Source organism: Lactobacillus sp. ESL1191 (genome assembly GCF_058504435.1).
Map to the genome: position 1 here is coordinate 1,029,584 of NZ_CP196365.1, position 25,281 is coordinate 1,054,864.

General features: G+C 43.6%; 24 protein-coding genes. 6 read left to right on the forward strand and 18 right to left on the reverse strand.

Annotation, left to right across the window (positions count from 1 at the left end; genetic code table 11):
- Positions 1-31 precede the first annotated feature (31 nt).
- The 5 genes from ytpR to ACSYSN_RS05335 are packed head-to-tail and all read right to left on the reverse strand — an operon-like array spanning position 32 to position 3,643.
- The gene (gene ytpR, locus ACSYSN_RS05315) at positions 32-673 is read right to left on the reverse strand and encodes a YtpR family tRNA-binding protein (protein WP_317637001.1); all 642 of its coding nucleotides are present in this window, start codon (positions 671-673) and stop codon (positions 32-34) included.
- A 17-nt stretch (positions 674-690) separates the two neighbouring features.
- Positions 691-1,011 carry a thioredoxin family protein gene (locus ACSYSN_RS05320; protein ID WP_317637002.1) on the reverse strand — a complete coding sequence of 107 codons (321 nt, stop codon included), beginning with the start codon at positions 1,009-1,011 and terminating at the stop codon, positions 691-693.
- Positions 1,012-1,048: 37 nt separating this feature from the next.
- Positions 1,049-1,708 (reverse strand): tRNA (guanosine(46)-N7)-methyltransferase TrmB, encoded by a 660-nt coding sequence (gene trmB, locus ACSYSN_RS05325; protein WP_491711873.1) that lies wholly within the window; start codon positions 1,706-1,708, stop codon positions 1,049-1,051.
- Entirely contained in the window at positions 1,708-2,910 is a 1,203-nt protein-coding gene (locus ACSYSN_RS05330; protein WP_491711874.1) for an ABC transporter permease, read from the reverse strand. The genes trmB and ACSYSN_RS05330 overlap by 1 nt, the downstream gene beginning before the upstream one ends.
- Positions 2,903-3,643, reverse strand: coding sequence for an ABC transporter ATP-binding protein (locus tag ACSYSN_RS05335; RefSeq protein WP_491711875.1), 741 nt, complete (start codon positions 3,641-3,643; stop codon positions 2,903-2,905). The genes ACSYSN_RS05330 and ACSYSN_RS05335 overlap by 8 nt, the downstream gene beginning before the upstream one ends.
- Before the next feature lie 89 nt (positions 3,644-3,732).
- Here ACSYSN_RS05335 and ACSYSN_RS05340 point away from each other — a divergent pair, with 89 nt between their 5' ends.
- The 3 genes from ACSYSN_RS05340 (at position 3,733) to ACSYSN_RS05350 (ending at position 5,554) form a co-directional block, all read left to right on the forward strand.
- Positions 3,733-4,164, forward strand: a complete 432-nt coding sequence (locus ACSYSN_RS05340) for an HIT family protein (RefSeq protein ID WP_491711876.1) — start codon at positions 3,733-3,735, stop codon at positions 4,162-4,164.
- Positions 4,165-4,177: 13 nt separating this feature from the next.
- Complete coding sequence (locus tag ACSYSN_RS05345) at positions 4,178-4,516, forward strand: hypothetical protein (protein WP_491711877.1); 339 nt, start codon at positions 4,178-4,180, stop codon at positions 4,514-4,516.
- A gap of 138 nt (positions 4,517-4,654) precedes the next feature.
- On the forward strand, positions 4,655-5,554 hold the full coding sequence (locus ACSYSN_RS05350; RefSeq protein WP_491711878.1) for a peptidylprolyl isomerase PrsA: 900 nt from the start codon (positions 4,655-4,657) through the stop codon (positions 5,552-5,554).
- 50 nt (positions 5,555-5,604) lie between these two features.
- Here ACSYSN_RS05350 and ACSYSN_RS05355 read toward each other — a convergent pair whose 3' ends face one another.
- From ACSYSN_RS05355 to ACSYSN_RS05375, 5 genes are read right to left on the reverse strand one after another with little or no spacing between them, the layout of a single operon-like run.
- Complete coding sequence (locus tag ACSYSN_RS05355; protein ID WP_317637009.1) at positions 5,605-6,582, reverse strand: 3'-5' exoribonuclease YhaM family protein; 978 nt, start codon at positions 6,580-6,582, stop codon at positions 5,605-5,607.
- Positions 6,575-9,073 carry an ATP-binding protein gene (locus ACSYSN_RS05360; protein ID WP_491711879.1) on the reverse strand — a complete coding sequence of 833 codons (2,499 nt, stop codon included), beginning with the start codon at positions 9,071-9,073 and terminating at the stop codon, positions 6,575-6,577. The genes ACSYSN_RS05355 and ACSYSN_RS05360 overlap by 8 nt, the downstream gene beginning before the upstream one ends.
- A complete protein-coding gene (locus tag ACSYSN_RS05365) occupies positions 9,060-10,271 on the reverse strand; it encodes a metallophosphoesterase family protein (protein ID WP_491711880.1) in 1,212 nt (403 codons plus the stop codon). Before ACSYSN_RS05365 ends, ACSYSN_RS05360 begins: the two co-directional genes overlap by 14 nt.
- A gap of 5 nt (positions 10,272-10,276) precedes the next feature.
- On the reverse strand, positions 10,277-10,627 hold the full coding sequence (locus ACSYSN_RS05370) for a YlbF family regulator (protein ID WP_491711881.1): 351 nt from the start codon (positions 10,625-10,627) through the stop codon (positions 10,277-10,279).
- A gap of 14 nt (positions 10,628-10,641) precedes the next feature.
- Complete coding sequence (locus ACSYSN_RS05375; RefSeq protein ID WP_491711882.1) at positions 10,642-12,699, reverse strand: PBP1A family penicillin-binding protein; 2,058 nt, start codon at positions 12,697-12,699, stop codon at positions 10,642-10,644.
- A gap of 86 nt (positions 12,700-12,785) precedes the next feature.
- Here ACSYSN_RS05375 and ACSYSN_RS05380 point away from each other — a divergent pair, with 86 nt between their 5' ends.
- Positions 12,786-13,652, forward strand: a complete 867-nt coding sequence (locus ACSYSN_RS05380) for an RluA family pseudouridine synthase (RefSeq protein ID WP_491711883.1) — start codon at positions 12,786-12,788, stop codon at positions 13,650-13,652.
- A gap of 86 nt (positions 13,653-13,738) precedes the next feature.
- On the opposite strand, the gene ACSYSN_RS05385 is transcribed toward ACSYSN_RS05380, so the two are convergent.
- Genes ACSYSN_RS05385 through ACSYSN_RS05400 form a run of 4 tightly spaced genes read right to left on the reverse strand, consistent with a single transcriptional unit; the run spans position 13,739 to position 16,890 of the window.
- On the reverse strand, positions 13,739-13,987 hold the full coding sequence (locus ACSYSN_RS05385) for a GNAT family N-acetyltransferase (RefSeq protein WP_491711884.1): 249 nt from the start codon (positions 13,985-13,987) through the stop codon (positions 13,739-13,741).
- Entirely contained in the window at positions 13,912-14,130 is a 219-nt protein-coding gene (locus ACSYSN_RS05390; protein ID WP_491711885.1) for a hypothetical protein, read from the reverse strand. Before ACSYSN_RS05390 ends, ACSYSN_RS05385 begins: the two co-directional genes overlap by 76 nt.
- Positions 14,131-14,172: 42 nt before the next feature.
- Complete coding sequence (locus ACSYSN_RS05395) at positions 14,173-15,087, reverse strand: proline-specific peptidase family protein (protein ID WP_491711886.1); 915 nt, start codon at positions 15,085-15,087, stop codon at positions 14,173-14,175.
- A gap of 36 nt (positions 15,088-15,123) precedes the next feature.
- The gene (locus ACSYSN_RS05400) at positions 15,124-16,890 is read right to left on the reverse strand and encodes an oligopeptide ABC transporter substrate-binding protein (RefSeq protein ID WP_491711887.1); all 1,767 of its coding nucleotides are present in this window, start codon (positions 16,888-16,890) and stop codon (positions 15,124-15,126) included.
- A 155-nt stretch (positions 16,891-17,045) separates the two neighbouring features.
- Between ACSYSN_RS05400 and ACSYSN_RS05405 the strand changes: the two genes are divergently transcribed.
- Entirely contained in the window at positions 17,046-18,419 is a 1,374-nt protein-coding gene (locus tag ACSYSN_RS05405; protein WP_491711888.1) for a serine hydrolase domain-containing protein, read from the forward strand.
- 122 nt (positions 18,420-18,541) lie between these two features.
- Here the strand turns inward: ACSYSN_RS05405 and ACSYSN_RS05410 are convergent, their stop codons facing one another.
- Entirely contained in the window at positions 18,542-20,368 is a 1,827-nt protein-coding gene (locus ACSYSN_RS05410) for an FAD-binding protein (RefSeq protein ID WP_491711889.1), read from the reverse strand.
- A 118-nt stretch (positions 20,369-20,486) separates the two neighbouring features.
- Between ACSYSN_RS05410 and ACSYSN_RS05415 the strand changes: the two genes are divergently transcribed.
- A complete protein-coding gene (locus ACSYSN_RS05415) occupies positions 20,487-21,407 on the forward strand; it encodes a LysR family transcriptional regulator (protein ID WP_491711890.1) in 921 nt (306 codons plus the stop codon).
- A gap of 73 nt (positions 21,408-21,480) precedes the next feature.
- On the opposite strand, the gene ACSYSN_RS05420 is transcribed toward ACSYSN_RS05415, so the two are convergent.
- From ACSYSN_RS05420 to argS, 3 genes are all read right to left on the reverse strand, one after another.
- Entirely contained in the window at positions 21,481-22,356 is an 876-nt protein-coding gene (locus tag ACSYSN_RS05420; RefSeq protein WP_491711891.1) for an aldo/keto reductase, read from the reverse strand.
- A gap of 138 nt (positions 22,357-22,494) precedes the next feature.
- Positions 22,495-23,409 (reverse strand): class II fructose-1,6-bisphosphate aldolase, encoded by a 915-nt coding sequence (fba, locus tag ACSYSN_RS05425; RefSeq protein WP_317637021.1) that lies wholly within the window; start codon positions 23,407-23,409, stop codon positions 22,495-22,497.
- Between the two features lie 105 nt (positions 23,410-23,514).
- Positions 23,515-25,200, reverse strand: coding sequence for an arginine--tRNA ligase (argS, locus tag ACSYSN_RS05430; RefSeq protein WP_491711892.1), 1,686 nt, complete (start codon positions 25,198-25,200; stop codon positions 23,515-23,517).
- Positions 25,201-25,281: the final 81 nt, after the last annotated feature.

Sequence of the window (25,281 nt, forward strand, 5' to 3'; positions counted from 1 at the left end):
AAAAGAACTTCCTCAACGGGAAGTTCTTTTTTTAGGCAAGCACACCACTTGCTAACAGCTCATCGCACTTCACTGGATCAAATGCTGCACCCACGGTAAAGTCATCGGGTACAACCAAGATGCCCCGCTTTTGTGGAGCATGCTTGAGCCCTAATTCGCGAGCCGAGCAAATCATGCCATAGGAATCAACCTGGCGTAGTTTTCCTGGCCAAATTTGTTGGCCATTAGGCATCAAGGTTCCTGGCAGAGCAACCACCACTTTTTGGCCTTGGTCAATGTTAGGGGCTCCACAAACAATCTGGTATTCCTCACCACCGACATCAACAGTTGTAACGTGTAGGTGGTCTGAATCCGGATGTTTTTCACAGGTCTTGACGTAACCATAAACTAGCGTTGGCTGGCCATAAGCAAGTTGATCAGCAAAACCAGCAGAAGTTAATTTTTGATTTAGGGCAAGCAATTGGTCGTCAGTCAATTTAACTTGACCATCCGGTAACTTGTCATAATCAATCACCTGGTCAACATTGAAAAAATTATAACCAATCGTCTTACCTGTTTCATCAGCAATCCGGGTTACCTCGCCCTGTTCCTCATACTTACTCAGCCCCTGGTCTTGCCCTAAAATAACAATCAAGGTGTTAGGATAGCTACGCTTATTGATACTAGTAATCATCTAAAATCCTCTTTCACTTAGTCAATCGACCGTAAAAAGTCTTCAACTTGGTCCTTAGTTTTGCGTTCCTTATTAACTAGTCGCCCAACTTCTTGACCATCTTGATAGACCACAAATGAAGGAATGCCCAAAATATCATGGTTCTTTGCGACCTCAACTGCTCCGTCGAGGTCGACTTGCACAAACTTGCTATCGGCAAAATCTTGCTCAATTGCAGGCATAAATTGTTCCAAAAATCGGCAATCTGGACACCAATCGGCAGAAAATTCCAGGACAACTCGGCCCTTGCCAGTAAGTTCAGTTAATTTTGCCTCATCTAATTGTTTAATTTGTTCCATAATAAAACCTCGCTATTAGTTTTGGTAGTTTATCCTTTTATTTTACCCTAAATCTGGCGTGAAGTGCATAAATCGGATTACCCTGGACCGCAAACTTGTGCTCATACTCCGTTTCTACGTTGGCAGCCAGCACTTTTGCAGCCTCATGATGCAGGTCGACAGAGACAAAGTCAAAATACATGCCATAGTTATTCATGCTTTGTAGTGAATAGGCAAATAGGCCCGCGTTATCTGTCTTAAATTCAACCACACCCCCGCTCGTTAAAATGGTCTGATACTTCTCTAAAAAAGTCTGATAGGTCAAGCGCCGCTTCTCATGCCGTGTCTTGGGCCAGGGATCACTGAAATTCAGATAAAGCACTTCGGCCTGGTGAGGCGGAAAGAAGGCATCGAGATTGACAGCATCCGCACACAAAATCTGCAGGTTAGTCAAGTTTTTTTCTAACTTGCTACGTAAAATCATGCCCGCAGCCGTTATTTGTAATTCAACGGCCACAAAATTCATTTCTGGGTGTTGTTCAGCCAAGCTGGCAATGAATCTCCCCTTACCCGAGCCAATTTCAATGGCCAGCGGCCGACTAAAATCACTGAAGCGCTGCGACCAGTCAATCTGCTTGGACGGGTCTGGTCGGTCAAGCACACTTTCTGGATGAGCCTGGACCAGGTCAACGGCCCAGGGCTTTTTTCGTAATCTCATTAATTAATCTTCCCCTTCTTTATTTCATATGGCAAGTAAAGGTTTAAAAGGACATTAGTCCAAATGACCAAACTACCAATTGCTTCCCACAACTGCAAGTTTATCGGTAACAGAACCAGCCAAAAGAGGCCGATAATTAGCCACTGCAGCAGTAAGGCAAGCGCCAAAACAGTTATTAAGTCTCGGCCCCGTTGGGTCCGCTCGATGGGATAGACCCGATACATGATATTATCATCAAATTCACAAACGAGCGGTAATAGTTGATAGACTGTCAAAAAGACAACTAGACAGGTTAAGCCAAGGGCCCACCAAGTATTTTGCACTAACCAGGAAACTAGCACCGCAAAGGCGGTCATGCGAACTAACAAATTCAAGTATTCGGGATTACGCAAGAGGGCCCGCCGGTATAAGAAGCGGTTGGGAGTTTCACGGTCCAAATGCCGGGGTAGCAGAAAGTCTAGATAAGGCCGGCGACTAATACTAATTTGTTTTTCTTTCACGTCCGTAAACATCGAAAAGGCGGTGTAAACTCGATTTTTGCGATTTTCTTCCTGGTCAACCGCATACGGCCAGTCAACTAACGGACTTGCTTGCGGTCTTAAAGTGAGCAAAATGATGCAGAGTACAACTAGCACGGCCAGCCCATAGATACTATTAGGCTTGACCATTGCCACTGCCAAAAGCAAAAGCAAACTCAAGGTGACCGGCGCAAGCGCAAGTTTTCGTCCTGCAAAAAGGTTATGTTCCTGCACCTTCAACTGCAATATTTTAGCAAGTAGAACCAGCACAATAGCAAAAAGATAGTTCAAGGTTGGCAGTTGTGCCTTAAGCGCCGCAAAAGGAAATAAGATACCCGCTAGCAGTAACAAAATGATGGTGGGCACGATTAAACTATAGCTAAAAAGCGGTTTTAAATATAGCCGCAAGCCATCATCTTGGGGTAATAAAAACTGCAAGTCGGCCGGTTTTAAGAGTGTTACCAACTTCCCGACTAGCAGCGGTGTGCCAAGCAGGAGGCCAACTAGCGGCCGATAAAACCACAAAGCAGTCGGCATCTGCTTTATTGCTTGAGCATACCAAAACATTAGCCCACCAAACAAAAACATTAAGGCTAAAATAAAAAAGTCGTTAAAGACCAGCATTAGGTACTTGAGCGATTGCTGCACGTTCTTGCGCAACCTTGCTTGAGCCAGCTCACGCATTTTGCTGCTCCTGATTGAGAACCTGGTAAATGCGGTCGATCGGGTCCGCTTCCGTTAGGCCATAATGTGCGCGAATTGCGTTAAGGCTACCAACCATTTCGATGGTGCCATTGTTGAGCACAGCGTAATGGGAGATGGTCTGTTCGGCCCCAGTCAAGATGTGGGTCGACATGAGCATCATCTTGCCTGCAGCAGTCGCTTCATTAATTAATGTAATCAAGTTGCTGACTGCTAGCGGATCAAGTCCCGTGAAAGGTTCATCAATCACTAGTAGACTGGTATCGGCTAGAAAGGCACTGACAATCATCACTTTTTGCTTCATCCCTTTTGAAAAATGAATCGGTAACCATTCCAACTTGTCATCCAACCTGAATAGCTGCAATAGCTCTTGAGCTTTGAGCCAGGCATTTTTTTCATTCAAGTGGTAACTCATCATAGTTAGTTCTAGGTGCTCCTTGAGGGTTAATTCGGAATAGAGCACGGGGGTCTCAGGAATGTAAGCAACCTGACGTTTAAAGTCGCTTGGTTGGCGACTCAAGTCGATATCATTCAACCTAATCTGTCCCTTTTGCGGACGCAAAAGACCCAGAAGATGCTTGATTGTAGTCGATTTACCGGCACCATTAAGACCAATTAGTCCCAATGCTTCGCCTGCTTTAATTTCCAAATTGATATCTTTAATGACTGGCACACCCGTGTACCCACCGGTTAAGTGCTCTATTTTCAGAACCATAATTCTCGTCTTTCTTTTAATGAATTTACTTATTTAATATGATAGCATGATATTAGTAGAAACTAAATTTTGAAATAAGAGGTTTAAAAATGGCTGAGTTAGATAAGGAATGTTTATTTTGTAAAATTATTCAAGGCACTGTGCCAAGCTACACCGTCTTTGAAAATGATGACGTTAAAGCCTTTCTAGACTTATCGCAGGTCAATCCAGGGCACACCCTGATGGTACCCAAAAAACATATTATTAATGTGCTGGATTATACTCCTGAGGATGCACGAAGGTACTTACAATACCTTCCAGCCATCGCCAACGCAATCAAGGAGTTTGATACTAACATCACCGGTATGAACATCACCACTAACAACGGAGCTAGTGCCAATCAAGTGGTTATGCACTCGCATGTTCATTTTATTCCTCGCTTTGAGGGTGACGGCTTAAAACTAGCAACCCGTAACAATGCGGAAAAGTATACCTCAGCCGATTACGAAAAAATTGCCACCAAAATCAAGGAACAATTTTAAGGAAGGAAAATTTATGAAAGAATTTAGTTTAGGACTAGCCGTCGGTGCGGTTACTGGGATTATTCTAGCTTTGGTCAAAGATAAAAACGGTCACCGGCTGGGCCAACCGATCCAAGCTCAGTTTGAAGCTGCCAAGACTGATGCAGGTGACTTAACTGCAGCCGTACACAAGTTGCAAGCAGCGGAGCAAGAGTTTGACCAGGCATTACCTAAAGTGCAAAAAACTATGTTTGAACTGGAAAATGAACTTGACTGCTATCAGACCAGTACTGCCCGCTTGGTTAATAAAATGCAGCACCAAGCCGAACTTATTGACCAACACGCCCGCGCGCCGCAAAAGGAGATAGATTAACAGTTAATCTTAGGAAAGTTTGCGTTTTGCTAAAAAATGGAAATTTAAAAAACTGAATGCGTCAGTTTATGTTATATTAGGTAATAGTGACTTAATTAATAGTGACTTATTTTAATAAGGATGTGGAGAATTTATTTTATGAATAAATATTTTAAGAAGGCAGCTGCAGCTGTCGTAGTTGCAGGTCTTGCTTTATCAACTGCTGCTTGTTCTAATAACGGCAAGACGGTTGCTTCATACAAGGGCGGTAAGATTACCCAGCAAGACTATTACGATGAGATGAAGGAATCGCAAGCAGGTAAGACCACGCTAGCAAATATGATCATCAACCGGTCTTTAGAGGAACAATACGGCAGTAAAGTTTCTAAGGATGAAGTAGACAAGCAGTTCAAAAACTACAAAAAGCAGTATGCTGGTCAATTCAACGCTGTATTGCAACAAAATGGAATGACTACGTCTAGCTTTAAGAAGAGCTTAAGAACCAACTTGCTTACAGAAGCAGCCTTAAAGGACATTAAGTCAGTTTCTAAGAAACAAGAAGAGGACGCTTGGAAATCATACCAACCTAAAGTTACCGTTCAGCATATTCTTGTTTCAAAGAAATCCCAGGCCGAAGACATCATTAAGCAACTGAATGACGGCAAGAGCTTCAAGGAATTGGTTAAGAAATATTCGCTAGACACTGGAACCAAGTCTGATGCCGGTAAACTGCCAGCGTTTGACTCAACTGATTCAAGTTTAGATTCTGCATTTAAGAAGTCGGCTTTTAAGCTGAAGACGGGGCAAACCACCAAGGAACCAGTTAAGTCCCAATCTGGTTACCACGTTATTAGAATGATTAAGCACCCAGGTAAGGGATCATTTGCTTCGCATAAGAAGGAAATTGACAACCAAATTTACCGGTCAATGTCACAAAACCAAGAAACCTTACGCAGCGTAATTGCTAAGGTTTTGAAGAAGGCCGATCCGCAAATCAAGGATAAGGATCTTAAGGATGTCTTATCATCATATGTTGATACATCTGCTTCTAAGAAGTAATTCATAGATATCAACTAAAAAAGAAGTTCCAATGGAACTTCTTTTTTAGTTTATTCTAATTTGCGTGAACTACTGAGCGCTTCATCGACTTTCGGCCGGTAGAACTTCCGACCGCCCTGGCTCATGATATTATCAGTAAAGTCACCCGGCCTGGTATGCTGCAATGCGTTAGTAATGGCATAAATTGATGCATCCAGATCGTCAATGCGGTGGAGTAATTCCGCTTCAAGCAGAGCCGGAAGTTTCGGCGAGCCGTACTCAAACTTGCCGTGGTGGGCCAGGACCATGTGTCTGAGTAGCAGCAAATCTTCAGATTCAGCGTCAATTTTAAGTTCCTGCGCGGCTAACATGATTTGTTCATCAATTAAAACAAGATGTCCGATTAAGTTACCCTCCGTGGTGTATTGCGTGGCGGCTGGACCAGTTAATTCCAGTACTTTACCCATGTCATGCAGTATACACCCCGCATAGAGTAAAGAACGATCAACTTGCGGATAGTTATTAGCTAACCCCTTAGCATCCCTTAGCATGGAAACGGTATGGTAAACTAAACCGCCTCGCACCGCATGGTGGTTACTCTTACCCGCGGGATAATCGAAGAAGCGCTGATCCCATTTTTTCAGTAAAAAGCGGACCAGCCGATTCCAAGTTGGATTCAAAATCTCAAACACGTACTGGTTAATCTCTTCCTTTAAGTCGGAAATCTTTTCAGGAGCGGACTTAATAAATTGCTTGAGGTCATACCCTTCTTCTGGTCCGACAACCCGCAAGCCATAAATCTTAATCTGTGGTTGCCCCTGGTACTCTTCCCGCTGGCCATCCAATTCAACGATTGTCCCGGCACTAAACGTGGCAGCGTCCTGATTGTTGGCATCCCAAAAATTACCGTGAATTTCACCGGAAGCGTCACCAAAGGTCATAGCCAGGTATAGTTTGCCCTTCTTGGTATGCCGCAATTGGGAGTTTTTGATTAAAACGACCGCCTCTAATTCCTCACCATCGTTATAGTCCAGCAAGCGCTTATACATTTTCGGTTCCTTTCATAAAAGTTAGTGGCTGCAACTGCAACTTATCTACCAAACTAGCTTGTGCCGTAAAAATCAGCACTTGGTTACTTGCAGCCACCTGTTCAAGCAACTGTTTAATCTGATCCGTTCTCTGGTCATCAAAGTCAACAAAAGAGTCATCAATCAGAACTGGCAGGTTGATTTGATCTTTGATTTGTTGAACAAAGGCTAACTTCAAGGCAAAATAAAGTTGTTCTGACGTTCCCCGCGACAGGTACTGCACCTTGATTTTCTTTCCGTCTGCTCGTGTAACCGTTATTTTTTGTGCAATTTCAATACTATTATACCGATTATTAGTCAGCAGCCGCAAATATTCTTTGGCCGCTGCCAACATCTTAGGAAAACGCTCGTTAGAGGCCAAGTCAAGTGCCCGCTCAATCCACCTGGCAGCAACTAAGTTAGCTAGATAGTCAGCTGACAGGTTTTGGAACTTAGTCTTGGTATTGGCCAAAGTTTGTTGAGCGGCAAAAACGGCGGTCGAGTTGGCCAAATTATTCATTTTTACCTTTATTTCAGCAATTTTATCCTGCTGAGACCGCACCTTGGTTTGATGATCCGCTATTGACTTAGACAGGTCAACTAGTTGATTGGTCGCTTGCTCAGGATGCTGCTGCAATTGCGTTAATTGCGGCAAGTCGTCGTTAAGGGTAGCGGACATTATTGCAATTTTGGTTGACAGGGCCGCCTGGTCTTGCTGCTTGGACTGCAATTTTTGGTAATCAGCCATTGACTCGACCTGCGCTTGTGCCAAGGCAGCCTTTAGTTTAAGTCCTGCATCGTGCAATTTGGCAGTAGTTTGTTGCAGGTTACTGTGCAGGCTAGCCTGCTGTTCAAGCTGGCGCCGGTCCTTAACTTGCTGCTGCTCCAGCTGCTCAAATGCAGTCAAGACAGCAGCGAAGTCATTGGTAACCGGCTGATTCAAAACATGGCCTGTTGCAATTGCTACCTTATTTAGTTGGTCCAACAGGTCTTTTTCACGTTGCCGATTATGCTGCTGCTTTTGCTCCTGCAGCTGATACTGTCGCCATTGGTTCACTAAGTTGTGCAGGTCAAAATCTCCTTCAAGGCCATACTTGGCGGTAAAGGTAGCCCGCCTAGCGGCCACCTTTTTTTGTTTTGCCTGTTGGTCGTTTATGCTCTCTTGGTCCTGTTTTTGCCTAGCTAGTCCATAAGCTAAACTAGCAATTCCAGTAGCTAGAACTATTGCCCCACCAACTTTCGACACAGCTGCCAGCAGCACTAGTCCAACCACCACCAATGCGCCCCCAGCAAGTAGCATGATTTGGGAAATGTTTGACTGCGGTACTGGGGTTGCTGCTTTTTGAGGCAGTTCCTGGTATTCCCGTTGCAGATCGATAATCGCTGCCTGGTCCAGGTGGATAATCTTGGCCAAAGCTGGTTCAAGTGTCAGCAATTGCTGCTTTTCCTGTTCAATTTGCTGCTCCTGTTCGCGGCAGGTACGGTATTCTGCCTGCCATTGCAGTAGTTCCGGTTTTTTATGCAGTAAGTTTTCTGCCTGGGTGTCGCCTGCTCGCTCTTGGCCGAACCGGTCAAATTTTGTCTGCAGCTGCCGTTTATCTTCGCGCAGGCTTTCAACTTGCAAGGCAACAGTTTGCGTCGTCTGAAAGTGGTCTGGATCAAAGTTTACTTGCTCAACTTGGCCCTTCAAGTCAGTTAGTTTGCGGTAAGTCGGCAACAATTTTTTTAAGTAGTCAATCCGTTTATACTTTTTCTGTAAGTCTGCCAGTTCGCTTTCTAATTTGGCCAGTAGCTTTTTTTGCTCCTGCAGTTTCGCCGCAAGTTCTTGGTAGTCAGTAAATTCACCCGCGGACTCATTCACTTCCTCCTCCTCTGCTTTTAGTTGCTTTACCAAGCGATTAAGTGGCGGATTAGTACCACTTTTCTTGAATAGAGCGCTGGCTTTTTTGACAAAGTCAGCGCGCAAATCAATTAACTGATCACTGTTGGACGCACCAAGGTAGTAAATTCGTTCGAGTAAGTCAGTCTGCTGCAGCTTGAAGACCTTAGCTAGCATATCCTGGTTGAAAATGAAACTGTCAGCATAAAAGTCACCATCAATATTTTTAATCTGGTCAAAAAAGACCGCCTCAGGCACTACCTGCCCGTTCCGCTTAACGGTCAGTGTTCCTAGCTTGGAACCCTTACCACTAGCATATAGACGCTCAAGCTCAAAATTATCACCGGTCTCACTTGCAAAAAACAAAGAACCGCCCATCGTACTGACCCGGGCCAGCGGCTGATAATCCTCAAAAAAGTCAGAACTATGCTTAGCCAAGTGGAAGCCAAACATTACCTGCTTGACAAAGGCTACTATCGTACTTTTACCAGCTTCATTAGCACCAAAAAAGACGGTCAAATCACCCGCAGTTAGATCAAAGGTAAAATTACTAAACTGACCAAAATTAATAATTTTTATCTTAGTTAATTTCATCGCTAATCCCCTTTAAGCGGCTGTTTAACTTGACCTCAGCCAAAGCCCTCACATTCTTTAAAAAATCAGGAGCTACTGCTAATTGGGCGGCAAAATCATCTTTTTTAGACCAGTCCCGACATAGTTGGGCAAAGTACTCTGGTGTAAAGATCTCATTTTCCGCTTCTTCAAAGAATACCCGATCACTAGCAGCGATCTCAAGGTGGCTGCTTGGCGCAAAGCGAACATCAACTAACTGTGAGCCATGGTCAAGTTTGCTAGAAAGCAACTGCCAAAAATCACTATCTTCAACCAATTCTCGTTCTTGGTCATTCAAATACTCAGCACCAACCAGCTGCAAACTGTAGTAAGTGGTTACATCAGCCTGCAAAGTGGCCAACAGCCGACTTTGCAGTGCAGTTTGAGCAATTGGACCCGCCAGTTCAACTTTAACCCTTTGCCAGACAATTGGTCCTGTTTGCACAAAATTAATTTCCGTTTGGCCTGTTTGTTCGTTGATCTCACCTAAAATGCAGCCTTTTGGTCCCAACTCATTAACATGGCGCCCCTGAATATTACCCGGATAAACAATCAATGGACTAGTCGATAGCATTTGACGCAGGTGAATATGACCCAGCGCAAAATAATCGTAATTGAGATTTTTCAGCTCACTCAAAGTAAAAGGTGCATAGACATTTTGGCCGCTTTGTCCAGATTGCTCTTGCGCATGCATCAGGCCGAAAGTATAGTGGCCACTCTTAGCTGGCAATTGCATCACCTTGTTGGCGGTGATGTGGTTTTGCAAGTAAGAAAAGCCGTTGACCTCGTAAGTAAAGCCGCTTGCGGTCTGGCCCTTAATTCCCTCTATCTGCTCACCATCACCCAATAACTTGAAAAAGGGACTATCCGGCACTAGCAAGTCAGCTGCTCGCATGTGGTCGTGATTACCAAAAATCATCACCACCTGAATGTGAGCCGCAGTTAAACGCTCAATTTCACCAGCAAAAAACAGTTGGCTACTTGGATTGGGGCGCGGACTGTCAAAAGTATCGCCCGCAATCAATACCAAGTCTACCTTTTCCTGCAAAGCCAGGTCGACTATGCTAGTCAGTGATTGGTTAGGTGCTTGATGAATCTGCCCAAAGCTCTTAGATGGCAAAAAAGATAGCCCCAAAAATGGACTATCTAAATGCGCATCCGCAAAATGGATGAATTTCATGGTGTTTAGTCTCTAAGACCTTCATAAAGGTCATTAACTGGCTTAGTAATTGCCTTTTGAACCTCATCGAGTGTCTTATATAGGTCCTGCTCGGTCTGCAGTAACTTCATAATTAACGGGTCCTTTTGCAGACGTTCGTTCAATTGTTGGTAGCTGGCCTGTTGCTCCTTAGACAATTCTTTGCCTTGCGACTGTGTATCGATGATTTCAGTCTGCATCTTGTTCATTTCCGCAAACAAGGCAGAACTATCTGCGTTCCCTTTAACACCTTCAACCGCTTGTTCCAAAGCCTTGAATTCATCGACTTTTTGCAAATCAGCAGCTAGTTGATTAGCTGAGTCGTAAATATTTACCATTATCTTCCTCCTAATTAATGACCTAAAAGTCCTTTGACGTTATTATACCATTCATTCAGTTTTTCACCCGCGGAACCGATCCCTTTTTTGATCTCACCACCAATTCCTTTAGTCCAATCAGACCCAGCACCGTTATTTTTGATAATTTGTTGTGGTGGTTGTTCACTAAACTTATTCTGGGCGGTATATGGCAATATCCCCTCCATCTCCGCCTTGTAGAGCCGGGTAATCTCCGTTTCGGAAATACCATGCATGAAGTGATCTTTGTTAGTCTGGTCAAAGCCAACCCACGTAGCAACAACAACATCTGGTGTATACCCGACAATCCACTGGTCTTTTGTACCAAAGCCATACGAATTGGGCACTTCCGTTGAGCCGGTCTTACCAGCAACCTGAAAGCCAGCCGGTTGAGCGGCCGTACCGGTACCACCAGTAAAGACTCCCAAGAGCATCGTGGTCATTTCCCTAGCCGTACTTTCCGAAATAATTCGGTGTTGACCCCGGTCATGGTTTTCTGCAATCACGTTACCGCTAGCATCAGTAATCTTGGTAATAAAGTAGGAACTATTCGGCAAGTTGCCCTTGTTGGCAAAGGCCGAATATGACCGCGCCATCTGCAAAGGAGATACCCCCGTCGATAAGCCGCCCAAGGCCAGCGCAAGGTTTTGATCCTCGCTTGGTACTTTCAAGCCAAAGTTATTGGCAGACTGTACCCCTTTAGAAATGCCAATGCGGTCTAACAGCCAAACGGCTGGTACATTTTTACTCTGGGCCAGAGCTGTATACATCGGAATTTTATCGGAATAGCTGTTATCAACGTTATGGGGTTCGTAGCCATTTTTACCAAACCGTTGGAGCTTGTTAGACAGTTGTGAATCATAGTGGTAGCCCTGTTGGAGTGCCGGGGCATAGGTCACAATTGGCTTAATTGACGAGCCGGGCTGCCGCTTCATCTGCGTAGCCCGGTTATAACCCCGAAAGACGTGCTTACCACGTCCACCAACAACTGCCCGCACAGCCCCAGTTTCCGGATCCATCACCACGCTGGCCCCTTGAGTCTTGGTTCCGTCAGCTGCATTCTGCGGGAATAACCAGTCCTGCTCAAACTTCTGTTGAAGCTGACTCTGATAATTCTGGTTCAAGGTCGTATAAATTTTCAACCCCTTGTTCATGACGTCTTCTTCTTTAAGTCCATAGCGCTTAATTGCCTCATCAACGACCGCGTCAAAAAAGTATGGGTAGCGGTAACCATCCTTATTATGGTAAGTATCACGAATATCGAGCCCTTGCGTTTTAACCACTTTCGCCTGTTGCGGCGCAAGTTTTTGGTTGGCCACCATCAAGTCCAAAACCAGATTGCGGCGAGACAGTGAATAGTTCAGATGGTCAATTGGGTTATACTTGCTGGGATTACGCAAAATAGCGGCCAAAGTAGCCCCTTCACCGACAGTTAACTCGGAGGCATTTTTGCCAAAGTACTTATGGCTGGCATCTTGAACCCCCCACACCCCATTGCCAAAATAGGCCTTGTTAAGGTACATGGTCAAAATGTCTTTTTTTGAATAAACATGATTAATTTCAACCGCAAAAAAAAGCTCTTCGATTTTCCGTGAAAAAGTTTGTTGCTGGGTTAGCAGGGCGTTTTTGGCAAGCTGCTGGGTAATGGTCGAGCCACCACCAGCAATCTGACCGCGATGAAGCATCAACCCTAAAGCTGCGCGCCCCATACCTTTGACACTAAAACCCGGATTTTTCCAAAATGTCCGGTCTTCAGTTGAAATAACCGCATTTTTGACATTAGGCGAAATTTTATTATATTCGACAAAAGTTCCTTTTTGCGAGTACAGCGATCCCGCTTTTTGGGCCTTATAGTCGTAAATGCCCGTTGTTCTTGAAAGCGATGCTTTCAAGTTGGAAATGTTGGAAGTCTTTACTTTAACGGTATAATAAGTACAAACCAAAAGTGTTGTGCTGAGCAAGATTAAAATAATCCAGCGCCCGATGAAAAAACGGTTATCAAAGCGCCGCCAAAGGCTGCGTAACCCGTTTTTATTTGGTTCATTATTTTGCATTAGATCTGCTCCTTTTAGAAACACCTAGAATTGTACCATATTAGTGAAAATTACCCAGATTTTACCAAAAGACTTAATAAATATTTATGAGCTATTATTTTACCCTTAACTATCCCCCAAACCGTCAACCGGTCACTGTCGGTGACCTCCTGCGGGTATTGCTAGTGCCGCGCAAGTGGCGCCACTACCTAAGAATTAAGCAAAACGTGTTAGTCAACGGCCATTACCGTCACTTTAGTGACCTAGTCTATCCTAACGACCAAGTCGAACTGCTACTTAACCACGTTGAACCCAACCAGCAACCCTACCCAGCCAGCACCCAGATTCCTGATATTATCTATGAAGATGACAATCTCCTAGTGATTAACAAGCCGGCCGGCCAAAAAACGCACCCCAACTTGGCTGAAACTAACACTGCATTGAATGATTGTGCCACCTATTTAGGGACAACACCCTTTATCGTTCACCGTCTGGATATGCTAACTAGTGGGTTATTGTTAGTTGCCAAAAACCCGGCAGTCGTCCCCAGCTTAAACCGGCAGCTGACGACCAAGACCTTTCATCGCGAGTACTTGGCATTGGTCACTGCTAGCAAGGTGTTAAAAGATTCTGGCATCATCGACTTACCCATTGGCAAAGATCCCGACGATCAGCGCAAACGGATGGTAGTCCCAAGCGGGCTCAATTCGCTTACGAATTATCAAGTTTTGGAACGCAGAGCAAACCAAACGGCCCTAGTTAAACTTAGTCTAAAAACGGGACGCACCCACCAAATCCGCGTTCACTTGGCCGCCCTTGGCTGTCCAATCATTGGTGACCCCTTATATAATCCAGCAGCGCTGCCCGGCCAGTTGCTGCATTTAACTGCCTATCAGATGTCATTTACGCAGCCCTTTTCATTTGAACGGAAACAGCTTAAATTGCCGTTAACCAAAGTTGGCTTTATTAAGTAAGGGCTAGCTTCACTTGTTGTGCATACCAAAAACCCCCAAAATTATTATCATTTTGGGAGTTTTGCTTTTACTAACTTCTTCACTTATTAATCCAGATCCTTGACCAGGAAGAATTCCTCAACGTTGGCCTTTGAATGCTTCAGGGTAGCAAAGACTCGATATCCTCTTTTCTGATAAAAGCCAGGGGCCTGATAGTCAAAGGTCTCAAGGTGACACTGCGGACAGCCATAACGCTGTAAATCAGCTTCAACTTTATTCATCAACTGGCTCCCCAAACCTTGATGCCGATATTCTTGGTCCACCCATAAAGCGTCAATGTAGCCAATGAAGTACATCGACGAGTATGCTTAATTATATATGCGAAGCGCTTATTAGCTTCTTCCTGGAGAATTGGCACAGCGGCTTCGTTAAATTCGTCAAGCTGATCATTAATCTTCTCCAGATCGGCACTGGTGGCTGTGGCAATTTTAAAATTCATTTTGCCCTCCTACTGAAAACTGCTAGACTTGCTCCTGCTGAGCTACTCGCCTTTAAAAGTTCCAGCTTCTACTTCTCGAATGAAATCTGCCAGGTGTTTATAATACACATCAGGATTGTCGACCATGTGGTGGTGTCCCGCATTAGGTGTGGTGACCAGACGAGCATGCGGGATTTCTTTCTGCATGATTCTGGCCGTTTCTATCGGCATCGTATCCTCTTCGCCGAAGGTTAACAGCGTTGGCATCGTAATTTCCTTTAAATGTTCCCTGAAATGCCACTCTTTCAGCTTGCCGGTCACGACAAATTCATTATCACCTTGAAAAGTATGATAGACTGGCAGACCACCAATACGCTTCAGATGGTATAGCTTGCAGGGCTGACGACGGTCCATAAAATTAATATTCAGAATCTGAATATCTTCCTGGTAGCGTTTATTTTCATAGTCATCATTAACTTCACACTCATGCATGAAGTCAATTTCGGTCTGGGGAAAAATCTCCTGGCGGCGCCGGTTAATCGAGTCAATATAATCATCAATTTCATCAACCATCGATGAGACAATTGTTCCCTTAAGATGCTGGCCATATTTAACCGCATATTCTTGGGCCAATACACCACCCCAACTTTGACCAATCAAGTAAAAGTGATCGAGCCCCAATTTAGCCCGCACCTCATCAACTTCATCCAAGAAGTACTCGTAAGTCAAGTACTTCTCAGCAATCTCAGGATTCGCATAGTCAGGTTGGTCTGAATAAAGGGAACCTAACTGATCGTACATGGTTACCTGGACCTTTAACCCTTGCTTTTGCAGCTGATCTGCCGCATCCTCCCAATATTCGTGGTTGCCGCCAGGGCCACCGTGCAAGGCTAAAAGGTGGATGTCACCCTCACCTTGGGTACTGGTCCAAAGGTGGTAACCATTGTCTAAAGTAATTATTTTGCTTCCTGTGCTCATCTAAGTATTCGTTTCCTTACTAATTAATTTTTTACGTTATTTGGCATAGCCTACTTTGTACCAAAGCGGTTGCTGATTATTATTTTCGGATGGTTTCATGGACAGACCGGTTAACTTCTTATTCACCGCTGTAATTTGGTATGAATTATCCAAAGGAATCACATACGCTTGCTCATTCATGTATTCTTGCCATTCATGGAATTTTTCTACGCGGTACTTATGATCGAAGGCCTTTTGCGAGTTCATTTCATCTAATAACTTATTATTTTTAGTCGTTACAAAACGCGCCATATTAAAGGGAGCACTCTCACTGTAGTAGGTGTGCGGTGACGGTTCAGACGGCATTGACCAACCAGCAATAAACATGTCAATCCCCTTATCATCGTTTTGCACCTTGTCATAGAAAGAATTGTGTTCGATTAAGCGCCCAGTGGCTAACTTGACGTTTAGCCCAACTTTATGCCACTGCTGCAGGTAATTTTGGATAATCGGTTCCTGCGTTGAATCTCCACTCATTGCGGCCAAGTTAATGGTCAACGGTTTGCCATTAGGCTGCACGCGCCACTTACCCTTCTTCTTATAGCCTGCCTTGTCCAAAAGTTCATTAGCCTTCTTCAAGTTGTAAGTATAGCCTTTGGCGTTCTTATCAAAGAAGTCACCAAACTGTGAAGGAACTAAGGTTGGTACTCTGAAGCTCAATGAACTGGTGTAACGCTTGTCAACTTCGTTAACATTCATAGCATAACCGATTGCCTGCCGCAGTTTCTGATTATTCATCTTGGCATTAGGATTTTCAACGTTTTTGCTCTGAGCCTTGTCCCACTTACCAACTTTAAAGGCTAAATAGTGGTAACTAAGCGGAATCTGCGCAATAAAGTTAACGCTCTTGGTTCCCTTAACCTGCTCCCACTGGGTATTAATCACACGAGCCACGTCGAATTTGTGACTCTTAATGGCTTGTGAAGCGGAGTTAGGTGAAACAACCGAAATCACAATTTTGTCGAGCTTAGGTTTGCCGCGCCAGTAATAGGTATTTGGTACCCAAGTAACGGATTGACCGCGCACCACCTTCTCCACCTTAAAAGCACCAAAGAACAGCGGCTCTTTTCTAACCTTGTCTGAAGACTTAAGCTTCGTCAGCGGAACATCCTTTAAGTAGTGGTAGGGTTCAGCCGAAGCCCACATGAAACGGTTACCAGCGCTGGACATGCTTGGATTTAACTTGCTGAAGTGTAACACTACCTTGCGGCCATTTTCACCATCCGGCAGTTCGATCCCTGAAATTGTTTTAGCCTTACCTTCATGGTACTCTTTCAAACCCTTCAAAATCTCAAATTGGCTGCTATATCTAGGACACATCGTATCCTTGTTAGCCAAAATTTCATAGGCAAATTCATAGTCCTTGGCCACCACTTGCTTACCATCAGACCACTTAACTCCCTTTTTAATTTCAACGGTTATCGTTTTACTTTTGGAATCCAACTTAAACGTTGCCGGACCCTTATTGTTGATCTTATACTGATCGTCACTGTCAAACAGTGCTTCCTGTCCCGGAGCTCCTACTTGCGAATCCATGTCTTCAGAAGATAATTCTGGTGAAAAGACTCCCGCAAATGGCGTATCCGTTTCAACAGCAATCTTAACCGTTCCGCCCTGTTTAACTTCTTTTTGCGGTGTCGCCATTGGAAACTTGGCTACCGACTTAGTTTCATCATTATTGGTTGAACCTTTTCCACAAGCCGCTAAGGCTACCGCCGATATGCCCAAAATTCCCAATGAGGTAAGCAATTTATCTTTTTTCATCTTCTTCATCCTTTTCAATCTATTTTATAATGTAATTACAAATATATCATGTATCTTAAATTATTTCATCATAAATTTTGAATTAATTGCTAATTTAGTGAAAAAAAGTGTAAAATATAAACAAATTGCAGATATTTTTCTAAAAAGGAGTAACCATGAATCAGGAAAGAATCGACCAATTAGCCCAAACCGTGCTCTCCCGCTTCAACCTACCAAGTCTAGGTTTCGGGGTCTATCAAGACGGCAATAGTTACAGCAATGTGTATGGTGACGCTGCCAAAGATAGTTTGTATCCCTTGGCATCAATTTCAAAGACTTTTTTCGCAACGGCGGTCTGCCAACTTGCAGAGGAAGGTAAAATCAATCTGGATGATTCTCTAAAGAAAGCTTGGCCAGACTTTAAACTAATCGATCAGTATGCCCAGGACCATCTAACCTGGCGCGACGCCCTTAGCCACCAAAGCGGGTTACCAGCACATGATTTAATGCGTTTTACGAATATGAATGGCCAAGACTTGTCTTTGCGAGAAAAGGCTGAACGAGTTGGTTACTTAGAGCCGACCCATGAATTGCGCTACAAGATGCAATATAGTAACCTGATTTTTGCTGCCGCAACTTATGCAATGGAACAAGCACTTGGACAAGACTATGGCAGTTATGAGCGCGACCACTTGCTTAAGCCGCTAGAGCTGAGTAATACTTTTATCAACCACCAGGAAGCTCCCCGCAAACGCATTGTTAAGCCTTATATTAACGACAATAATGTAAACCAGGAAGTTCCCTTTATTGCACCTGGCAAAGTTGGCGGAGCCAGCAGTATGTTAGCGACGATTGCAGACTTGCTTTCATGGGCGGAATTTCAATTAAAAACTCAGCAAACCACCAACCACAAAATAACCGGCCAGCGTTACTTGCCGCAATCTATCATGCAACCCAGCCGATCTTATGGCGGTGCTAATTTTGCCGCTTATGGTTTGGGCATGATGATGGAAGATTACCGCGGCCACAAGTACTTCTACCACAGTGGTTCCTACATTGGCTACTGCTCCTTTTTAGGTTTTGTACCTGACCTCGACCTCGCCTTTGTAGTTACCACCAATATGGATTCGACTGATGCCATTTTTGCGCTGGCCTACCAGACTATTGATGATGCACTTGGCACTGATGACACTGACTGGGTAGAAAAGGTCTTCAACGTCATGCAGCAAAAAAACCGCCAAAAAGAAGAGCAGCTAGGCAAACTCAAAGGCAATTCAGCTAAAGCCGTCAAGGCCAGGACTGAATATCTAGGCGATTATCACAATCCCGGTTACGGGCTGATTTCATTACGGGAACAAGCTGGCAATCTAATGGTTACCCTAGGGAAATGGGACTATCCGGTCATTATTAACGACCAAGGCGCAATGTTTGTTGAAGAGCGCTTGTACGACCACGGCCTTTTACCAATTACTGTAGCCGCCAATAAAGTTGAACTTTTGACCGAGCCCGCACTAAAAAAGCCAACTGAATTTATTAAGCTAGCTGATTAATCTTAAAACGAGCAGCCAGCGCAACAACTTCGTCTTAATGAACGAAGTTGTTTTACTTTGAATTTAGCACAAAAAAATAAGACGTTGTCTGGCATACGAAACGTCTTATTTTGCTATGAATTTTACTTTGCCTTATCTAGAGCATCTTTAACGGCTTCCTTGATTGCTGCGCTAGTCTGCGAAGCACCTGAAACGGCGTCAACATCATAAGAGTTAGCTTCAACCATTCTTTGTGGCAACTCCTTGATAGCTTTAAGACCGTAATCATCACTTTCGGTTTGCTTCAAAATCTCAATATTTTCAAGTTTACCATCAGCACCAAGCGTCGTTCGCACCACAACGCCGTCACCCATGCCCTGATTACTATAGCCGAGGTACTGGTTATCACCAGTTGAGTACTGGTTATCGCCTTCATCACTGCTTGCATCAAAGTTTTCATTGACACTGGCATCAGCTAAGCTAGTACCGCCAGACAGCGGCAAATCGGACTTACTGGTGGCCGCATTTTCACCGGCAATCTTACCTGAAATCAAACAATCAGCAACATTACCGCCGGTAGTGTACTTATTGACAAAAGGAGCACCTAACTCACCGGCTTCATACAAGTGTGGAATCGGGTTACCATCTGGATCAAGCACTTGTGAATGTCCATCCCGGCGGCCACCACCTTGCGTATTAAGCATGTTCTGTCTTAAGGCAATTGCGTAATACGGACCATGGTCACTAAATTCGCGCAAGGTCTTAGGATCACGGTGGAAGGCGTAATCTTTACCCTGCTTAGCCATAAAATTGAATTCAGCAATTGTATTAGTTAAACTATCTGCTTTTTTACCAATCTTTTCAGTTAATTCTTCAACTGTCGCTGCTTTAATTGCATGGTCTAAGAAACCTGGCACCTTTAACCCATCTTCAGGTTCATGCTTGAGTTCATCATATTTTCTTTGGTCAAAAATCATATATGGCCGGTTTTGGTTTAGGGGTACGGCCCAGTCGCCATGATTGTATATGTGACCATGGCGGTTCATCTCCGCCTCGTTAAAGTAACGGCTACCATCATCGCCAACAACAATGACACTGCCATTAGAGCTCTCTTGCCAAAAGACATTTAATGCGTAAGTAGAACGAACCCCTTCCTTTTGCCGCAATGACAAGCCGTGGAATTGGCCGAGTGATTCAAATGACCTCATATTCCATAGCTGGGCGTTCACTTCTTCAAGCATTTTAATGCCGTCACCCTTATTGTACAAAGTACCAATTGGCGATAAATAGGATGATTGCAAGAAAATTTGAATCATTTCTTTATTGTTTTCAAAACCACCAGTGGCCAATACAACACCATTTTTTACCCTGATGTTTCGCAAGACATGGTCGCGCTCAATTTGAACACCGATCACGGCCTTGCTTGCGCCATCCTGAATCAAGTGCTTAGCTGGTGAAGAATACCAAATATCAATCTTGTCAGACCGGTCCAAAACCTTTTGTCGTAAGATCTTCCATAGCGCTGCATCGTCAACACCGTTGTGAACTAAATAAGCATCATAGGAATCAGCGTCAGGTAATTCAGGATATTCAGTTACATAGGCGGTTGACGGCGTACCAGCCAACAGCTTCTTCATGCTAACTGATTCTACATCCAGGTATTTTCTGAAGTAGTCACCCATATTAGCCATTCCCTTGACAAAGACATCGAATGAACCCTTATCAGGTTTTAACGGTGCGGCTAAATGTTCATGATAATTTTTTAAGGCATCATAATCAGTACCGGCACCAACCATTTGACCAGAATAACGGGTATTGCCACCTTCGTGGCCTTCCGGAGCGCTGTCCACCAAAAGGACCTTGGCACCATTATCAGCCGCAAACCTTGCAGCAGAAGCGCCAGCACCACCAAAACCTAAGACAGCAACGTCATAGACCGCATCCCATTGAAATTTTTTCGTATTAGTCATTTAAAAGTTCCCCTTTCAACAATTTATCTTGTCTATGTTTTCATTAAACACTATAATTAGAAGTATGTGAAATACTTAATTATTTAATTTACTATTACAAAATAGGCATAGGTGAAATATGGATAATCGGTTATTGACTTTTTTAGAAACCTTAGAAAACAGTAATTCCGTGTCTGAGGCTGCCAAAAAGCTTTATTTTACACAGCCTTACCTTAGTCGAACAATAAAAAAATATGAGCAAGAGTATAATGTCTTACTGGTCAAGCGTGATTCCTATCCCATTCAACTGACTCCCGCTGGTCAACTTTTAATTCGTTATTTGCGAAAAGATTTACAATTAAAAAATCAATTACAAGAAGAAATGAAACAATATGAAAAGAATAATTTTTTGACTCTAAGGATGGGCGTTACCCCGCCTTTGGGACAAAATTTCAATTTAGTAGTATTGCCACAGCTGCTGGCTAAGTATCCTCATCTAAAAACCAAAACAAGTGAGTTAAGCACAGCCGATGCTGTTAAGGCTTTTAAGGATGAACAGCTAGACCTTTTTGTCGGCAACACTATCAGACTTCCCAACATAGTTAATGAAAACCTGCATGCTGATACCCAAGTTCTGGTGCTTAGCCGCAAATCAACTTTATACCAACCCGGCAAACGAAAAATTGAATTTAATGCCAAAGACCTACAAGCACTTAATCATGAAAGCTTCATCGTCGTTGACGGACAGCGAGGCTACCAAGATCTTATCAATAATTTTTTTAGTAATATGGGTATTAACTTCTATCCGCAAATTCATGTGCGCGACTCTTATACTGCTCTTAAGCTTGCCGACTTGGGCTTAGGTGACATGACAACCAGCATTGAAGCTGTTAGCCGGGAAGTGTACCATCATATCAATTACATTGTCTTACCGCCCAATAAGATAAAAGTTGCCTTTTCAATTTCGAACATTAAGTCCGGCGGGCGTTTGGCAACTGAAATAGCTTACGCTAAAAAAATCCTAAAGAGTGTGTTCACTACAGAAATTTTGGCGCACTAACTTTGAATAAGAAAAAGCAGGAGTTGATTTGAAATTCAATCCCTGCTTTTTGTATTAGTCGCATAATTAAGGCTTAGCTATTATCTGATAGCTTGCCACCGAACACCGGATAGTGACTGGCTGAACCGTAATCAAGCGCCTTGATTTCTTTTAAGATTGCCATGTCCGCTGCAGAAATAGTAAAAGCAATTTCTGCATTCTCTTTAATATGGTCACGATGAGCCGCCTTCGGCAATACCACAGTGTTGAGTTGCCAGTCATAGCGGATACAGAGCTGAGCAACAGATACTTGGTACTTGTCTGCCATCTGTTTAATAATTGGGTCGTTCAACGCTGCTCCATGGGCCACCGGCGAAAATGATTCAACCACTATACCCTGGTCTTGTGAATAATCAAGCAATTCTTGTGGAGTAGCTCCAATATGACACAGAATTTGATTAACCATCGGCTTGGTAGCACTATTGTCAATCAAGTTACGCAAGTCTTCCGCCTGAAAGCTGGAAACACCAATTGCGCGTAATTTGCCGGCCTTTAAGGCATCTTCAAGCGCACGCCAAGTTTCCAAATTGCCTTCAAAGTGGCGGTCATCTGACTGATTGACCTCTTTCCAAGGCTGCGGATTATGAATAATCATCATATCTAGATAATCCAAACCCATCTTCATCAAGCTCGCATCAATTGATTTTTTAGCTTCAGCGTAATTTTTGATTTCAGCGACAACTTTCGAATTAACAAAAATATCCTCACGCTTAATACCCGACTTTTTGACGCCTTCACTAACCCCAGCCTCATTGGCATAGGCTTGGGCCGTATCGATGTGTCGGTAACCGAGGCCTAATGCCGTTTCAACCACAGCAGACACCTGGTTATTGGGAATTTCCCAAACGCCCAAGGCTAGCTTGGGAATTTTAACGCCGTTACTTAAGGTCATTGTTTCGTCTACAATCATTGTCTTTCCTCCATACTTAATTGATAACCTGAGTCTAACCCTTTAAGTGAACTTTAAGTCAAGGAAAAGCTCACTTTTTTATTTTTCAGCCAAAAAAGACCAGTCCTACAGGACTGGTCTTTTATCTTTTAAACAAAATTATTCTAAGTTCAATGAGCTCTTATCAAAGGCAACCGACTTGATCTTGTCATCAATTGAGGGAGTTCCAAGCCACTTGATCATTTCCTTCATTGAAGCAGTGATTGCTTCAGTACCAGGAAGCAACAGCTTACGTGGATCATAACCCTTGTTGGCCTTATCTTCATCCTTGTGCGCTTCGAAGTACTTGCGTGTTGCTTCTTGGAACGCCAATTGGAATTCAGTATTAATGTTAACCTTTGAAATACCAAGCGAAATGGCCTTCTTAACCTGTTCTTCAGGAATTCCGGAACCACCATGTAAAACAAGCGGAACAGAAACAGCATCAGCAATTTCCTTCAAACGGTCAAAATTCAAGCCCTTCCAGTCAGCTGGATAAACACCGTGAATGTTACCAATACCACAAGCCAGCTTGTCGACACCAGCTTCAGCAAAGGCCTTGGCATCTTCAACAGAAGCAAGTTCACCACCATCAGCACCCTGGTTTTCACCAATTTTACCGATTTCAGCTTCAACGGAAATGCCGCGCTCATGTGCCAACTTGACGATTTCCTTGGTCTTAGCCAAGTTTTCTTCAGTTGATAAAGCATGACCGTCAAACATCACTGACGAATAACCAAGTGCAATACATTCCTTAGCAGATTCAAAGTCACCATGGTCCAGGTTCAAAACAACTGGCACAGAAATGTCCATTGCATCGATTTGATCTTCAACCAAGTCCTTAGCTACTTTGTAGCCACCCATGTACTTCGCAGCACCCGTTGATACTTGAATTAAAACGGGGGTTCTAGTTTCCTCAGCCGCCTGCAAAATTGCCCGCGTCCATTCCAAGTTGTTAGTGTTATAAGCACCTACTGCATAATGGTTTTTACGCGCATCTTGAAAGATTTGATTACCATTATCTAAATATGCCATTAAAAATACCTCCTATTAAACTTACATCAACATTGTACCGTATTAATTAAAACTTGAACAATCTTTTATCTGATGTAAACGCTATTTCAGCAAAATATTTGTCAATTACATTTCCTTAGGTGCATTCACTCCAAGTAGCCGAAGTGCCTCGGTCAAAACATATGAAGTCGCCTGTACTAAGGCCAGACGAGCATTAATTTGCTCATCTTCGTTCAAAATCTTGACGTTAGCGTAGTACTTATTAAACTTCTTAGCTACTTCTAGGGCATACTTAGCAATTATTGACGGTTCAAACATTTGGCTACTACGAGCAATAATGCGTGGAAAATCAGCTAAGGCCTTAGCTACACTAAAGGCCCAATCATCTTCCATAACTGCTCCAGTTACGTCAGGCTCCTGGTCGAGCTGCTTTGCCTTGCGTAGTACACTCTGGGCCCGGGCATTAGTATATTGGACATAAGGGCCAGTATCCCCTTCAAAGCGGACGACTTCTTCTAAATCAAAGTCAAAGTTTTCCACCCGGTCATTCTTCAAATCATGGAAAATTACCGCACCAACTCCTACGTCATGGGCCACTTGGTCCTTGTCAGCCAGGTCCGGATTCTTCTGGTCAATTTGCTGTCGAGCCAGTTTTACCGCATCATTTAGAACTTGATCAAGAAAGATTACGTTTCCCTTTCTAGTAGATAACTTCTGCCCATTCTGAGTAATCAAGCCAAACGGAATGTGATATATGTCGTCTGACCAATCATAACCCATCTTCTTCAAGACAGCCTTTAGTTCAACGAAGTGATTAGCCTGCTCATTCCCCACAACATATAGCATCTTGACAAAATGATAGGTCTTCATTCGGTAAATTGCGGCAGCCAAGTCACGAGTTAGGTATATACTACTACCGTCTGACTTAACAATCATCGCCGGCTTTTTATCCTCTGCCAGATCAACCACTTGAGCTCCCCGCGACTCATGTAGCAAGCCCTTGTCTTTTAGTTCATCAATTACCGGTTGCATCTTATCATTGAAGAAAGCCTCTCCTTTATAAGAATCAAAACTTACTCCGAGCTCCTGGTAAATACGGTTGAAGTCAGCCAAAGAAACATCACGGAACCATTGCCAGAGCTCGACTGCTTCTGGATCATTGTCCTCTAATTTTTTAAACCAGGCCCGGCCCTCGTCGTCAAGCTCTGGATCTTTCTCAGCTTCGGCATGAAACTTCACGTAATACTTGAACAGACTCATAATCGGGTCTTTTTTCACATCAGCTTCTACACCCCAATGCTTATATGCAGCAATCAGTTTACCAAATTGCGTCCCATAATCACCCAGATGGTTGATCTTAATTGGACTGTAACCAACCTTTTTGAGGGTTTCAGCGATGGAATTACCGATTACTGTTGAGCGCAAGTGTCCCATTGACATAGGCTTGGCAATATTAGGACTAGACATGTCAATTGGAATATTACCGGTGCCGAGAACCTGGTCACCAAAGTGGTCTTGCTTGGTCAAAACAGTTTGTAAAGTTTGACTAATCAACTTCTCATGGTTGATGGCAAAATTGACATAGGGGCCGACGGCTTGGATGCTGGCAAAGTCTTCACTGCTCAAGTTAGCCGCAATGGTCTGAGCAATTTCAGCCGGATTTTTATGCATAGTCTTTGCCAAGATAAAGGCTGGAAAAGCATAATCCCCCAGTCTTTCATTCTTAGGTCGTTCAATTAGCTGGTTAATCTTGTCCTTAGATAAATCAACCTGACTTGCTATTAAGTCAACTACTTTACTTTTAAAATTCATTTTTTGCCTCCTCAGCAATCAATAAAAAAAGTCTCTTCCTTCAATCCTGAAGGAAGAGACGAGTTTTCACCCGCGGTACCA

What these genes read in the sequence shown, in the direction of transcription:
- ACSYSN_RS05365 (WP_491711880.1), bottom strand. Translation starts at nt 10,271, where the DNA reads ATGAAATTCATCCATTTTGCGGATGCGCATTTAGATAGTCCATTTTTG.
- ACSYSN_RS05405 (WP_491711888.1), top strand. Translation starts at nt 17,046, where the DNA reads ATGAATCAGGAAAGAATCGACCAATTAGCCCAAACCGTGCTCTCCCGC.
- ACSYSN_RS05415 (WP_491711890.1), top strand. Translation starts at nt 20,487, where the DNA reads ATGGATAATCGGTTATTGACTTTTTTAGAAACCTTAGAAAACAGTAAT.
- ACSYSN_RS05370 (WP_491711881.1), bottom strand. Translation starts at nt 10,627, where the DNA reads ATGGTAAATATTTACGACTCAGCTAATCAACTAGCTGCTGATTTGCAA.
- ACSYSN_RS05400 (WP_491711887.1), bottom strand. Translation starts at nt 16,890, where the DNA reads ATGAAAAAAGATAAATTGCTTACCTCATTGGGAATTTTGGGCATATCG.
- ACSYSN_RS05390 (WP_491711885.1), bottom strand. Translation starts at nt 14,130, where the DNA reads ATGAATTTTAAAATTGCCACAGCCACCAGTGCCGATCTGGAGAAGATT.
- ACSYSN_RS05395 (WP_491711886.1), bottom strand. Translation starts at nt 15,087, where the DNA reads ATGAGCACAGGAAGCAAAATAATTACTTTAGACAATGGTTACCACCTT.
- ACSYSN_RS05410 (WP_491711889.1), bottom strand. Translation starts at nt 20,368, where the DNA reads ATGACTAATACGAAAAAATTTCAATGGGATGCGGTCTATGACGTTGCT.
- ACSYSN_RS05330 (WP_491711874.1), bottom strand. Translation starts at nt 2,910, where the DNA reads ATGCGTGAGCTGGCTCAAGCAAGGTTGCGCAAGAACGTGCAGCAATCG.
- ACSYSN_RS05375 (WP_491711882.1), bottom strand. Translation starts at nt 12,699, where the DNA reads ATGCAAAATAATGAACCAAATAAAAACGGGTTACGCAGCCTTTGGCGG.
- ACSYSN_RS05380 (WP_491711883.1), top strand. Translation starts at nt 12,786, where the DNA reads ATGAGCTATTATTTTACCCTTAACTATCCCCCAAACCGTCAACCGGTC.
- ACSYSN_RS05340 (WP_491711876.1), top strand. Translation starts at nt 3,733, where the DNA reads ATGGCTGAGTTAGATAAGGAATGTTTATTTTGTAAAATTATTCAAGGC.
- argS (WP_491711892.1), bottom strand. Translation starts at nt 25,200, where the DNA reads ATGAATTTTAAAAGTAAAGTAGTTGACTTAATAGCAAGTCAGGTTGAT.
- ACSYSN_RS05385 (WP_491711884.1), bottom strand. Translation starts at nt 13,987, where the DNA reads ATGTACTTCATTGGCTACATTGACGCTTTATGGGTGGACCAAGAATAT.
- ACSYSN_RS05320 (WP_317637002.1), bottom strand. Translation starts at nt 1,011, where the DNA reads ATGGAACAAATTAAACAATTAGATGAGGCAAAATTAACTGAACTTACT.
- ACSYSN_RS05420 (WP_491711891.1), bottom strand. Translation starts at nt 22,356, where the DNA reads ATGATTGTAGACGAAACAATGACCTTAAGTAACGGCGTTAAAATTCCC.
- fba (WP_317637021.1), bottom strand. Translation starts at nt 23,409, where the DNA reads ATGGCATATTTAGATAATGGTAATCAAATCTTTCAAGATGCGCGTAAA.
- ACSYSN_RS05360 (WP_491711879.1), bottom strand. Translation starts at nt 9,073, where the DNA reads ATGAAATTAACTAAGATAAAAATTATTAATTTTGGTCAGTTTAGTAAT.
- ACSYSN_RS05350 (WP_491711878.1), top strand. Translation starts at nt 4,655, where the DNA reads ATGAATAAATATTTTAAGAAGGCAGCTGCAGCTGTCGTAGTTGCAGGT.
- trmB (WP_491711873.1), bottom strand. Translation starts at nt 1,708, where the DNA reads ATGAGATTACGAAAAAAGCCCTGGGCCGTTGACCTGGTCCAGGCTCAT.
- ACSYSN_RS05355 (WP_317637009.1), bottom strand. Translation starts at nt 6,582, where the DNA reads ATGTATAAGCGCTTGCTGGACTATAACGATGGTGAGGAATTAGAGGCG.
- ytpR (WP_317637001.1), bottom strand. Translation starts at nt 673, where the DNA reads ATGATTACTAGTATCAATAAGCGTAGCTATCCTAACACCTTGATTGTT.
- ACSYSN_RS05345 (WP_491711877.1), top strand. Translation starts at nt 4,178, where the DNA reads ATGAAAGAATTTAGTTTAGGACTAGCCGTCGGTGCGGTTACTGGGATT.
- ACSYSN_RS05335 (WP_491711875.1), bottom strand. Translation starts at nt 3,643, where the DNA reads ATGGTTCTGAAAATAGAGCACTTAACCGGTGGGTACACGGGTGTGCCA.